Origin of the sequence: Pelagimonas varians (assembly GCF_003208435.1) — a bacterium.
GTDB lineage: Bacteria > Pseudomonadota > Alphaproteobacteria > Rhodobacterales > Rhodobacteraceae > Pelagimonas > Pelagimonas varians.
Map to the genome: position 1 here is coordinate 83195 of NZ_QKMF01000008.1, position 14319 is coordinate 97513.

Here is a 14319-nt window from a genome sequence, read left to right on the forward strand (position 1 = left end):
GGTGGCGCGATCCGCGCGACCCTTAATTGCGCGCGGTCTTTTGAAGGACGCTTGGCCCACTACCTCCGGGCAGAAATGCCCCAACAGCGGCGACAATCGCCGTGGCGATGGCGGCTAGAGCAGCGACCCACACCAAAATTTTCAACCCTTTTTGGGTTCTCGTCGATGGAGCCGCTATATAAGGTATCGCGACGACGGGCCGAATACCCAAAGCCCGTTCCATCTGGGCGGCACTTCGAATGGGGGGATTCATGGATTCGATCGCAAATGCGGCCCCAATACCCGCGAGCACAGAAGCGACAGCCCCTAAAACTGCGGTTTTCTTACGCGACCGGGATACCGCATACTCGGGTGCCAATGCTGTTTCCAACACCTCGTACCGGTCGTTTTGTTGACGGTCTTCCAGCATCTGCCCTAACTCCGCTTCAGCTCTGCGGCGGGTGATGACCGAATATTGTTCCTGCAATTGGGTCATCTGGCGTTCCAGATTATTCAAAGTACGCTCGACTTCGGGTGCCGCTGCAAGCTGGGTCTGAAGTTGAACCGCGCGCTCGACGATCAAAAGTTTGCGCTCTTCCAAAAGAGCGATTTGGCCATCTTTGACCTCTTCACGTTGACGGTTAGAGTCGGTTTTTAAGGACAGAATGTCCTGATCCAAGTTCAAAACGGTTTCACGCAAAGCCGCCAGCTGAATGCGCAGATCACCCAAGCCCTCTGGCAAGGACTCGGCGTTCGCCCCCTTGAACCCGGCAATTTGAGCCTCAAGGTCTTCGATGTTTGCGCGGACTGTGGCTTCTTCTGCGGCGAAGAACTCCAAGGTGTCACGTGCACGGCTGGTGCTTCGGTCACGCGATTGGTCAATCACGGAATACATCAGCTCATTCGCCAAATCTGCGGCTTTTTGCGGGTTATCCAAGCGGACCGTAATCAACAGGCCAGACGGAACATTTGCACCCGGTGCAAAAGGTTGCGCTTGATTAACAATGGGGGTGACTTTGGCAGCCTCACGCATCATAAAAATCCGCTCGTTCAGAACCAAGGTCGGATCAGCAGAAAACAAATCGTGCTTCTCCATAATCCGTAGGAGGTTGTCACGCGACATTAGACGCTGCTCAATCAACCGCACCCTGCGCGCGGCGTCTTCGGCCTGAGCCGTGGCCCCCACCAATCGATCCGGCACCCGTGCGTCTTCGATCTGCACAACAGCCGTGGTTTCATAGATCTTGGATTGGCTGAGCGTAAAAAACAACGAGAGCATGCAACCCACAAAAGTGATTGCAACAATGATGCGTGCACGGCGCTTTAGCGCCGAGAATATTTCGTCAAGTGATTGAAACTGATTCATCTTGTTACTCCCGCAAAGTTGCCCCCAATGCGTTGAAAAATGCCTCCCGCTACGAACACACGGATGGCCACCTTCCAGACACAATGTAGCAAACTTGCCTAAATTTCGCCACGCCTAAGCCGCGCCAGTTTGGAAACACTGCGTTCGCCGGATTAGATGTATACGCCTTATTTTCGCCCTAATTTGACTTTCTCACGTCCCTGAAGTCCAAAACCAAACCACCCGTTCATTTTGGTATCGTACAAAGCGACAAAATCATTCCGTCACAAATCCATTGCTCGAAAAACAGATCCCGGCGCAATGCGATAGGAATCGCCTGCGCTTCTGGATGGTCCGTGAACACAGCACGTTTCGCCACCAGATCAAGGGAAAGCGCGTGAAATCCGAACGGCACACCCGCCAAGGCGAAATGGGCTTTATAGACCGCCTCTTTCGCTGAAAATATCCGCTTCGGCAAAAGAGATTGTTCAGCAAGCTCAACACCCTCCAGATCTTCGGGCTTGCAGATTTCTGCCACCAGCTCCGCATCCATCGGCACATCAGGTTCCAAGTCAATGCCGATCCCGCAATAGCGGTCCGACGGGCCAACCATCGCCATACATATTTCGTCTGCGTGGGTGATGCTGCCAACCAATCCGTCCGGCCAAACCGGAGCCCGGTTTTCTGCCATTTTGATGGCGGCGGGCTGAACGCCCAGCGCCCACATCGCTTTGCGCGCAGCGACCCGACCGCCGGTGAATTCAGCCCGACGATTGGGGACTGCGCGCGCGATTGAACGGGCTTCTTCTGGAAACAGCAACCCGGATTCATCGACAGGATCGGACATTGCCCAAGACATTCCCGATGGCAAATTCATCTGCGAAAGCAATGTACGGATGCTTTCGGCTTCGGGGCTCATCATTTCAGGCTCTCCTGCGGGCGCGCATTTCACGGCGGCGCGCCATTGCGTCTGAACGCGATTGCGCCCGATCATTTGTTTCCGACGTCTCCTTCACCGAGTCAGGCGGCGGCGGCACATTATCCATTTTCGAGGCCACACATCCCACCAGATCGGACAGGATCGGGAAGCGGAAGATATCGGTAATCGACAACCCCTTTGCTCCAAACTCGTCCCGAATGGCTCGGTGGGCTTGCACCGCCAGCAACGAGTGACCACCAAGGTCAAAGAAACTATCCCGACCGGAAAAACCTTCGACCCCAAGGATATTGGTCCAGATCAGCGAAATCCCTTGTTCAATCGCAGCCAAATCACCCGCTGGCACGTTGGAAACGGTCACAGGTTGCGCAACGACTTCTTTTCGAACCACCGGCGCGGCCTTGGTTTGCGGTTTGGGGAGCGCTTTGCGATCAACTTTTTTGTTCGGAGTCAAAGGAAAGGATTCCAACTGCACAAACCGGCCCGGCACCATAAAGGTTGGCAATCTTGTTCCCATCGCGTCGCGCAATGTCACCTCGTCTTGCGTGTCGCCAGTGTAATATCCGACCAGACGAATATCACCCGGCATATCCTCGCGGGCGACAACAACAGCTTGGGTAACCCCAGGCTGCCCCTCAAGCACACCTTCGATTTCGCCCAATTCTATGCGGAAACCGCGCAGCTTTACTTGGTGATCAACCCGCCCGACAAAATCAATACGGCCATCCGCACGGCGGCGCACAAGGTCACCGGTTGCATACATGCGGCCTTCGTGGAACGGGTTCGGCACGAATTTTTCCGCCGTCAGATCCGCGCGTTTCCAATAACCGCGTGTGACGCCTTGGCCGCCTATCCACAGCTCACCTTCTTGGCCAACGGCAACAGGTTCACGGGTATCGTCCAGGATGTACATTTGTTGGTTAACCAAAGGCGTTCCAATGTTCACAACACTATTGCCAGCCCGAGCCCGTTCAACAGAAGACCAAATTGTTGTTTCCGTCGGGCCATACATATTAGTCACTTTAGCATCGGTGATCTGGCCGAATTCGGCAACCAAAGCACCGGGCAGGGGTTCGCCTCCGAGGAAGAGATGCTGCACGCGGCCCAAAGCAAAACGCGCTTCGTCGTTCATGGCAAACATGCGCGCCATCGACGGCGTACATTGCAGATGGGTCACATCATGACGCACGATTTGCGCGGCAATGGAAAAGTCATCTTCGTCCAGTTCAGGCGCTTTTTGTGCGGCTTTGACGACCTTCGCCAGCGGGCGCAATCCGTCTAGAACCACCTCACGGTCAATCCCGTAATCCACAAGACAGGCGATTTCAGTGACGCCAATGCGTTTGAGCTGCTCAGCGCGCGCAAGTGCATCTTCGACAGTTCCAAACAACCCGCTATCGTTGAAATATCGCTCAAACGCGAAATCAAGGATCGCATCCATGTCGTCGGGTTCCAGCACATCCAACTGCAAATCAAAAGCGTTGTTCACACCCTCCGGCCGTTTGAAGGCCGGAAAGGCCCAAGCATATTGTTTAATCAAGCCAGCCGCCGAGGTCAGATAATCCCGCATGGGTTGGCGGGCGGTTTCGCGCGCTTCATCCCGGGTTTCCGCGATATAGGTGTGCAACATCAAAGAGATGCTGAAATCCTTGGGGTCGTGACCCGCTTTGCGCAGCTCTTCGTGGTAAATTTTGATCTTGCCAGCGACTTCGTCAATCGACTGGCCCAGAAGGTGGGTCAGCACGTTGCAGCCAAGGCGGCCCGCTTCGCGCCAAGTGTCGGGATTGCCAGCGATTGTCACCCAGACCGGCAGTTCTTTGGACACGGGACGCGGCTGTGTCACCACTTCATGCATCGATCCATCAGCACGGGGAAATGGCACCGCTTCGCCGCGCCATAGCTTGCGGATCTGTTCGATACTTTCGACCATCGCTTTTTTGTTGTTGGGCGGCGCATTTTCGGGGCGCAGCACAAAATCATCAGGCTGCCACCCGCTGGCAATCGCCAAACCGGCGCGGCCATTGGTCAGATTGTCGATGACCGACCATTCTTCGGCAATGCGGGCGGGATGGTGCAGTGGAGCGACAACCGATCCAGAGCGCACACCGATGTTTTGAGTGACGGCCGCAACAGCCGCGCCAGTAACCGAAGGATTCGGGTAAGGACCGCCAAACGCGTGAAAGTGGCGTTCTGGCGTCCAAACGGCGCAAAAGCCGTTTTTGTCGGCGAATTTAGCGCCTTCGAGCAACATTTTGTATTTGTCGCGCCCAACGCCATCGTCGTTTCCCCAATAGTAGATCGAAAACTCCATCGCGGCGTCCGATATCGGCATCGGCCCTTTGGAGATCAGCCCGCGATCTTCGTCAGATGTCAGCACAACCTTGAACCCGCGCGCCGTGGTCCAGAACAGCTCCAGAACCGAAATGTCAAAGCTCAGGCTGGTGACGGCCAACCATGTCCCCGAAGCGGGGATATGCGCATCCATTCCAGCGTAGAAGTTGATGACATTGCGATGCTCGATCATGACGCCTTTGGGTTTGCCCGTCGAACCGCTGGTGTAGATCAAGTAAGCAAGGTCTTCGGCGCTGCATGTCTCCTGCAAATTGCCCGTGGGCGCTGCCGCAAGACGGGGTTCAGCGTCCAGAACCAACACCTGTGCGGTGTGTTTGGGCAGGCTTGCTACTAGCGCGGCTTGCGTGATGATCACCTGCGCGTCGCTGTCTTCGACAAAATGCTGAAGACGATCCGCCGGATAGCTCGGGTCCATCGGCAGATAGGCTCCGCCGGCCTTCAAGATCGCCAGTGCACCAACCAATAGGTCAACGGACCGGCCGCAACACAGGCCAACGACCTTGCCAGCGCTCACACCCATTTCTTGCAGAACATGAGCAGCCCGATTGGCGCGGGCATTCAGGTCTGCGTAGGTCAGGCTTTGACCTTCGAATACAAGAGCGGTGGCCTCTGGCGTCTTGTCCACTTGGACCTCGAACGCGCGGTGCATCGTCAGGCTGTCCTCAAGATCAGCGTGACTTGAATTCCATTCATTCAGCACCAAGGCACGCTCAGCCTCTGGCAATGCTTGTTGCAATTCCAAACGGGCAATCAGCAATTCGACCATGGCTGCGCTAATCTTGCCCGCATCAAACGTTAACTGACCAAGCACGGCGTCGATCGTGATTGCCGTGCCATCGATATGACCCACCGATGACAGGCCAATATGCGGTACAGAGGGCCAGTTCAGCCCGGGTGCGCGGGCAAAGAGATCTGTTGTGAACCCAGCTGAGATCGCCAATTTTGGGTCAAGCGGGTTGACGTCCACACGCACCGGAACCCAGCCTGCTACCAGTCCGGAGATCGCCTGTTCTTGGATCGCTGCGTTTGTGTAAGCCAGATCCACCGCTTGGCTGCCTGCAAGTGTTTTGGTCCATGTCGCAACTTGCGTAACACCGTTTTCCAAAGCAATCGACCGGGTTTCAATGGGCCCGCTTTCCGCGTTGACCCCTGCCAATTCTAGCGGATTGTAGTCCGCAAACGTCTTGCGCCACGCACCATCACGGCCCGCCACTTGGGCAATCGCCGCGTCCACCTTTGCGAAATCTTGCGTCAAAGGCAAAACATCTCCCTCAAGGGCCACAACCACCGGCGCAACGGGCGTTCCACAAATGCGGGTGATGTCTTCCAGTTCTAGCGCACCAGTTCCACAGGCGATCGTCAAATGGTCCGACGTTTCTTTGAGAACCGAGCCAGGTGCGCCCGAGCCTTCGACAACACGAGCACTTTGCGCCAGCCAGATCTGATCTTTGGCGCGAAATTTGGGGGCGCAAAGCGGGTTCCAATAGCTGCCATGGTCCAATGCGCGCACCAACCGCGCCAATTCCTCCGCCGGTTTGGTGAAATCCAGCAATCCATAGCCCGAAGGCCGGTCCGCAAGTGCATGGTAGCTGCGCTGCGACAGGTCTTGCTTGATCCGTTTCAAATCGCCGGATTCCAGCTGATCCAACACGTCGCCAAAGCTCGCAATCGCCGCTTCATAGGCTTTGGTGTTTAAAGTCAGAGCGGTATCGGAATTGGTGATGTCAAAGCTGCGGGACGCAAGAATGTCTCCTTCATCCACGCCGCCCTCGATCATATGCCATGAAATGCCGTGCTGGGTTTCCCCCTGCATCAACGCCCATACAGGCGCATTCAAGCCAGCATGGCGCGGCAGAGGACCATCATGAAAGTTGATCGCGCCCTTGGTTGGGATCGCCAAAACATCGTCGGGAATGATCGACAGGTTGGCAACAGACAGCAGATAGTCTGCCTGAACACCCCCGAGCCGCGCAGCCAGATCTTTGCCCGGCGCTTCGACGCGCAACCCTGAACCGGTTGCCCAATCCGCGACACCAGCATTGCGTGTTACCACCACGGCAACCGCATTCCCCCGATCCAACGCCGCCTGAGCGCATTGCACCAAAAGTGATTCATTGCCGATCAAAATACAGGAGAATTGGGACATAATATTTACTCCGTTAAACCTTCTGCTGCGGATGGTCCCGAAATTGGGGCCGCTGCTATACGTTGGGCCGGCAAGGGCCGGACCATTGATTGGACGTCGTGAAAAACCAGATCTCGCAAGAAATGCGGCGGATCTGAGGGGGGCTTGCGCTGAATGAAACACCGAAGACGCCAAAACAGGCCGCCCACTGTGTGCATCACTGTCGCCATCACGGCATATCCGCGCCCATGGTTTTTGCTGAAATAGTACCAGCGGCTATCCAGCCAAAACCCGGGGATACGCGTCCAGACCTTCATACCCGTAGAGACCGAGCCAATATGTTCGACATGACTGCTGCGCACATAATGCGTTTCATGCCCGGCACGGGCCGCGCGCAGGCATAGATCTGTTTCCTCAAAATACAGAAAAAACTCTTCATCAAAGAGCCCGATGTCATCCAACACGCTTTGGCGCATCATGATGGACGCCCCTGCCAGCCAATCCACAGGCTGGGTTTCTTCGATCAAACCCATCGGGACCGGCTTGGTTCTGAGCAAGCGCGACACCGGACCAAACCGGATAGAGCCTTCTAATTCGGACCAAACCGACGGGAACCGAAAGGCCGTCATATGTGGCGTACCGTCTTCACCGTAGATATAGCTGCCTGCAAACCCCGCTTCGGGGTGGCGTTCAAGGTGGGTCAGCAATTCCCGAATCGCATCTGGTGCCGGGAACGCATCCGAATTGAGCAAGTAAACGTAATCCGGTTTTGATCCATCCGACCAACCCGCGCGTATACCGACATTATTGCCCGCACCAAAGCCACCATTGTGCGCCGATGCAATCAACCGCACCGGCGCGCCTTGTGCCCAGTCTGCGGTGGCCAATTCGGTTTGCATCACATCGAACGATCCATCGCCGCTGTCGTTATCGACAAGCACCAGTTCCGCCTCTAGCCCGTCCATCGCTGCCAAAGCTGACCGGACAGACCGCAAAGTCATTTCGGCGGTGCGGAAATTAAGGGAAACGACCAGAAGTTTAGGCATCACTCACACCGCCGCTTTGATTGGAAAGGACACAACTTCACCGTGACCCGCCACTTGGGCCTCGGCCGTTTCAATGGCATCGCGCATTTGGGCGGCCAGAACGCGAACATTCGGCTCCAGCACCATGCTGTCGTGATCACCGGGCACCTCAAATACCTCGACATGTGGCACATACAGGCCCCAGTCGTTGTCGCTGGTCACATAGCTGCGCTCCGAACTCACCAATTGCCCGTCCGAGACCTTCCACTTGCCGAGCAACGGCGGGCGGAACAGCACCAAGCGGCCATCCCACGGTTTGGCCGTGTAGCGGGCGATCGACCGATAAAAAGCCGCTTCGATTTCAGCGTTGTGGAACGCCCCCGTGTCCACGGTTTCCCCGCTTTCCTTACGTTTCTCAAATTCCCAAGCAATCCGGTTCTTGGCCCAGGTAAGCGGGTACAGCGGCCCTTTCTCGCGGGCTTGCTCCCACTGGATAATCATCCGGTCTTTGCGCGACAATGGCCGGCGCTGCGCGAGCGGCGTATCCAGCATGATCACCAAAGAGACCGTTTCACCCATCGCTTCCAGCTGATGCGCGATCTCATAGGCCGTGATTCCACCGCCTGAGAAGCCGCCCAGCATATAAGGCCCCTCGGGCTGAACCAGACGCATTTCGGCAATGTAGTCGCGCGCGGCGTCTTCGATGGTGTCATGGGGATCTTCGCCACCCATCAATCCCTTGGCCTGAATTCCGTAAAACGGACGATCCGCCCCCAAAAGATGGGCCAGATGACGCAGGTTCAAGACGTTGCCAAACATGCCCGCGATCAGGAAAAACGGCTGGCGCGCTCCGCCGTCACCATCATGCATCGGCACGATGTGGCGGAACCGGCGTTCAGGCGCTTTGGGTGCGTCCGTCGGGGTGCCTTCCTCTGGCATCCCGACCTGATCGGCAATCAAAGCGGCACACTTGCGGATTGTCGGGGCCTCAAACAGCACTGATATCGGGAAATCGACACGGAAGGCTTTCTTGACTTTGGCGAACAGCCGCACAGCAATCAGGCTGTGGCCGCCAAGATCAAAGAAGCTATCTTCAACCCCGACATTTTGCACGCCAAGCAATTCTTCCCAAAAACCGGCCAACTGGCGTTCGATCTCGTTTTCAGGCGCGACGTAGTCCCCTTCAAGTTGCGGGCGGTCGAACTTTTGCGACTCGTCGACTTCGGCGGTTGAGGCCGCCGTCTGGCGTGTCAAAGCATCCAGATCCATCGACGAGACAACAACCTGCGGCGCGCCAAGCGCCAATGCGCGGTAGAAGGCATCCACCCCTTCGGCAGGTAGAATGCCTTGGGACAAGTTATGCGCAAGGCGTTCTTCAGCCGGCGACAACGGTTGGCCTGCCTCTGGTGCTTCGTCGAATTCTACCTCGGCGGCTGTCAGACGCGGCGCAGCGCGCAAGACATCAAGATTGTCTAGTTTGCGAATGGTAAAACCGGTGATTTCCACCAAAACGGCCCCGTCGGCATCACAAATCGTGACGTCAAAGCTGGCGGTTTCGGCATCCCCGCGGTTTTCGGCGGCATTGCGAACCCACGACACAATCCGGTTCGGCAAAGCCCTGTGCACCCGCACACGGCCATAACGCACCGGCACCCAAAGATGCGTTGGCTGATAACCATCAATCAGCTCCATCGCCCAACCGGTTGCAATGTCCATCAACGCCGGATGCAGCAGACAGCCATCGTTTTCGGCGACTTGGGGGAGCGACAGTTCAGCGATGCCTTCGCCCCGTCCCAAAGCGCGGGTATCCAGCACCTTCCAGCGTGGACCAAAAGCCAGATGCACCTCTTGCGCAGCGGACAGTTTTTGACCGGCCATCCCGACCCGTGCGCCGCAACGCTCATAAACTTCACTCAGGTCAAACCGCTCAGGCCGCGCCATAGGCAGCATGGACAGCGTACCTTGTGCGGTCAGGGCAAATCCACGACGGCCGTTCAGCGTGGCGTCAGCAAGCACATCAAACCCATAGCCTTTGTCTGTTCGCGACAGACGCAAACGCATGTCACGCATTGCCCCATCCGCCACCCGCAAGGGCCGCAGGAAATCAAGATCGCGGAGTTCAAACCCGCCGGATTGATGGTGCGCGGCAAGGGCGTGGGCGGCCAAAGTCAGATAGCCGGTGCCGGGCAACAAAGCGTCGCCAGCTTTGGTTCGGTGTTCATCAATAAACCAGTCGTCGGCGCTGTAAGTCGCGCTAAAGATCCGGTTGCCCTGTTCGTCAAACGTCATGTTGTCCAACATCGGCAGTGCCACCGGTTCGACAGGCGCTTTCGGAAGATCTCCGGTCCGGGCCGCAACGGCTTCGGCGGCCATGCCGACCTCGTTCCAGATGCCCCAATTGATCGCCACAACTTTGGTTTTGCCACTGCGCGCGCGGGCAAAAGCGTTCAGAAACTCATTCGCTGCCACATAGTCCACCTGCCCCGCCGGTGCGGTGACGGTCGACGAGGAGCTAAACAAGGCCATCCATTCAATTGATCCGTCTGGAAAAACCTGACCCAAGACTTCGGTGCCGTGAATTTTCGGGGTGAACACGTCTTCGACTGACGCCGGTGTTTTGGTCAACAAGGGCGCATCATCAATCACGCCTGCGCCGTGGATCACACCCGTGATCGGGCCAAACATGGCTTCGGCAGCCGCGCGGATCGCTTGCATTTGATCATGGTTACACACGTCTGCGGCGCGCACCATAACCGTCGCTCCCGCGTCTTCCAGCGCTTGGACAGCCCGGATACGGCGGGCCAAGGCATCATTGGGGGCGTGGCGCGTCAGATAGTCAGCCCATTGATCGCGTTCCGGAATGGATTTTCGCGCCAAAAGGATCAGGTTTGCGCCCTTGGTTGCAAAATCTTGGGCGAGGCTTAGGCCGATACCACCAAAACCACCGGTGATCAGATAAGTGCCGCCAGTCTTGGCCTCAGGTGCCGCCGGCAAAAGGGCGGGTTTCATCGCGCATTCAAATCGGCGATCCGCACGCAGAGCAGCGCAAAGATCGGCGGGTTCGGATAGCATTTCCTCAAGCACTCGTGTGCCCAGCGCATCCATTGCTTGTGCATGCAGCGCCAATGCTTTGGCCTTGCCCCAAAACGGGACGTCGGGAACAGCGGGCACGTCCAAATCCATAGTCGACACTGTGACGCCCGGCAATTCGCGCGGGATCACACGGGCGGGGCCTGCGATGGTCGCCTTGGCCGGACAGCCCAGTGTTTCATCCCGCAATTTGGCCGCACCGTTCGTGAAGACCGTTATATGCGGTTTGCCAGTGCCCTCTTCGGCCAATACCTGCGCAAGGAACATCAGCGAATAAAAACCCTGTTCTTGAACGCGGTGGAAAAAAGACGAACCGGGACGGTGCCCTTCATCCGCTGTCACCAACCAGAAATGCGCGATACGCGTCGGGACAACCCCGCGCGCTGCCAAATCCTGCAACAGCAGGTCATACCCTTCGCGGCCCCGTTCCGGAGAGATCAGATAAAGATCATCAGACAGACGCTTGAAGGTGTCACCCACACGCACCTCAACCACAGGCTGCCCAGCCTTGCGCAACCGCGCTATCGTACCAGCCGCCAAACCGGCTTCGTCCGCGAAAACAAGCCACGATTGCGGATCAGCGTCATGCAAATCCGCCATGTCAATTTCCACTTGCGCAGACCGCGGACGCCACACGGGTTTCCAACCCCAATCCGCCACATCATCGGTGCGCATCAGGAATTGCGGGGCGGTATCGTTGACCACCTTTCCCGGTTCAATAAAATAGCGGCTGCGTTGGAACGCATAGGTTGGCAAAGGAACGCGCAGACGGGGCGCTTCGCCCCAAATCTGATCCCAATCGATTGTCGCGCCCAAAGCCCAAAGGCGGCCCATGACTTCGAACATATGCTTGTCATCAGCGATGAAATCTTCGGGATGACGCAGTGACGAAACAACTTGGTTGGCGCTCACATCACTGTGCTGACGGGCCAAGGCGCTTAGGGCTTTGCCCGGTCCGACCTCAAGGAATATGCGGTTTTCAGAGGCCAAGGTGCCCATGCAATCAGCAAAAAGCACCGTGCCGCGCAGATGCTCGACCCAATAGTCCGGGCATGTCGCTTGCTCAGCCGTCATCAAGCTGCCGGTGCGGTTGGAAGTCAGCGGGATTTTCGGTGGGTGCAGCTGGATCGACGCCAAATAAGTCCGGAAATCAACCAGAATGGGGTCAAGCATCCGGCTATGGGCTGCAATGTCGATTTGAATGCGCTGGGCGTCAATGTCGCGCGCCTTTAGCGCATCCTCAAGTTTGTCCAAAGCGGCCTGCGGACCGGAAGCAACCGACAATTCAGGCGCATTTACAGCGCCAAGATCAAGGTCAGCCCCCAAGAGCGAGCCCAACTCATCTGCTGGCATTGCGACGGATAACATGCCGCCGGCGGGAACGGTGTCGAACAGCTTGCCGCGCAAATGGACAAGGCCGATACAATCTTCAAAACCCATGACTCCGGCCACACAGGCGGCGGTGTTTTCGCCCATCGAATGCCCCGCCAACGCGGTTGGGGTGATCCCCCAGCTGATCCACAATTGCGCCAACGCATATTCGACAATCATGATAAGCGGCAGTTGCAGTGAGGGCTTGCGCAGCATTTCATCGGCTTGAGCGCGATCCGCCTCAGACGGAAGCCACAAGGCGCGCATATCGACATCGGTCAGCGTTGCAAGGTGATCAAGTCCGACATCCATCCATTCTGCGAAAACCGGCTCTGTCTCATACAAATCGCGGCCCATACCAGCATATTGCGCCCCGCCACCGGGGAACATAAAGGCAATGTCGGGTTTGTCTAACGCACTGTGGCTGTGAACACGGCGCGGGTTGCCTTCGTCCAGCAGTTTGGCAGCTTCTGCGTGGGTTTCCGCCACAACAATCCGGCGCTTTTCAAAGGCGCGGCGACCATTTTGCAGTGTCCACGCGACATCGGCCAAATCCTGGCCGGAATCGTCTGTCAGATGGGCTGAAAGGACGGCGGCATTGGCATCAAGCGCCGCCTTGGATTTTGCGGATACGCCCAAGATGTGAAAAGGAAAATCGCTCGCTTCGGATGCGGCGCGGGCGGGGGCCTCTTCCAAGATGACATGGGCATTGGTTCCGCCAACCCCCAAGGAATTGACCCCTGCGCGGCGCGGATGACCTTGGGCCTGCCATTCGGTCAGGCGGTCATTCACGCGAAAAGGCGAGTTCTCAAAATCAATCGCGGGATTTGGGGCTTCGAAGCCCAATGACGGTGGCATCTGCTTGTGATGCAGCGCCATTGTTGCCTTGATCATGCTGGCGACACCGGCAGCGGTGTCCAAATGGCCGATGTTGGTTTTAACCGATCCAATTCGGCAATGGCCCAGTTTATCCGAAGTTTCTGAGAACGCCTGCGTCAACGCGGCGATTTCAATCGGATCACCCAGATACGTCCCTGTGCCGTGGCACTCCACATAGTCCACGGTGTCCGCTGTCACATCGGCAATGGCATGCGCTTCGGCAACGGCTTTGGCCTGACCATCCACAGACGGGGCCAGATAGCCCGCTTTTTGCGCACCGTCGTTGTTGACTGCGGTGCCTTTTATAACACCCCAAATATGGTCCCCTTCCGCAACGGCATCAGCCATGCGGCGCAAGACAACTACGCCCGATCCAGACCCGAACACCGTACCTTGGGCACGATGATCAAAGGCGTGACATTCACCATCCGGGCTGAGGATTTCGTTTTCTTTATACAGATATCCGCGCCCCTGCGGCAGTTCAATCGTCACACCGCCCGCAAGTGCCATATCGCATTCACCGTTCAACAACGCCTGCGCGGCATAATGGGTGGCAACCAGTGATGTTGAACACGCCGTTTGCAAGCCAATCGACGGGCCATGCAGGTCCAAAATATGGCTTAGCCGTGTTGTCAGGAAATCCTTATCGTTGCCGGTGTGCCGCAACAAAAACATGCCGGTGTTTTCAACCAGATCAGGATTTGAACAGATGTTGAAATAGAAATAGCTGCCCATCCCGCAGCCAGCAAAAACGCCCACTTGGCCCTCAAAATTTTCGGGCATGTGGCCGGCGTTTTCCAACGCCTCCCAGGACGTTTCCAAGAACTGGCGGTGCTGAGGATCCATGATTGCCGCCTCTTTCGGGGAAAATCCGAAAAAGTCCGCATCGAACATTTCAAACCCGTCCAAGGGAGCCGCAAAGGGAACGTAGTCACGGTGACGGATCAGGCCCGGATCTTCTCCGGCCGCCTGTAGATCATCTTCGGAAATGCGCCGAATAGAAGACACCCCGTCGCGCAGATTACGCCAATATGCTGCAATGTCCTGAGCGCCCGGAAGGTGCGCGGCCATGCCAACAATTGCGATGTCATTTTCACCAAAACTTTGCGCTTTACTCGTCATCGATTTACCACCCCGCCACTGCGTCCCCGCCAATTTACGCACCCATTGCGCAGAAAATGGGGCGAATTTGAGGTAATCAATCCACCGCGCGCCG

At 56.9% G+C, this 14319-nt stretch carries 5 protein-coding genes; all 5 read right to left on the reverse strand.

The window, feature by feature from the left end; genetic code table 11:
• Positions 1 to 22 precede the first annotated feature (22 nt).
• Positions 23 to 1345 (reverse strand): GumC family protein, encoded by a 1323-nt coding sequence (locus tag C8N36_RS12375; protein WP_097805000.1) that lies wholly within the window; start codon positions 1343 to 1345, stop codon positions 23 to 25.
• Between the two features lie 226 nt (positions 1346 to 1571).
• Complete coding sequence (locus C8N36_RS12380) at positions 1572 to 2246, reverse strand: 4'-phosphopantetheinyl transferase family protein (protein WP_170125868.1); 675 nt, start codon at positions 2244 to 2246, stop codon at positions 1572 to 1574.
• A gap of 1 nt (position 2247) precedes the next feature.
• Positions 2248 to 6759, reverse strand: a complete 4512-nt coding sequence (locus C8N36_RS12385) for a MupA/Atu3671 family FMN-dependent luciferase-like monooxygenase (RefSeq protein ID WP_097804998.1) — start codon at positions 6757 to 6759, stop codon at positions 2248 to 2250.
• 5 nt (positions 6760 to 6764) lie between these two features.
• Positions 6765 to 7784, reverse strand: a complete 1020-nt coding sequence (locus tag C8N36_RS12390; RefSeq protein WP_097804997.1) for a glycosyltransferase family 2 protein — start codon at positions 7782 to 7784, stop codon at positions 6765 to 6767.
• A gap of 3 nt (positions 7785 to 7787) precedes the next feature.
• The gene (locus C8N36_RS12395) at positions 7788 to 14225 is read right to left on the reverse strand and encodes a type I polyketide synthase (RefSeq protein WP_097804996.1); all 6438 of its coding nucleotides are present in this window, start codon (positions 14223 to 14225) and stop codon (positions 7788 to 7790) included.
• Positions 14226 to 14319 lie beyond the last annotated feature (94 nt).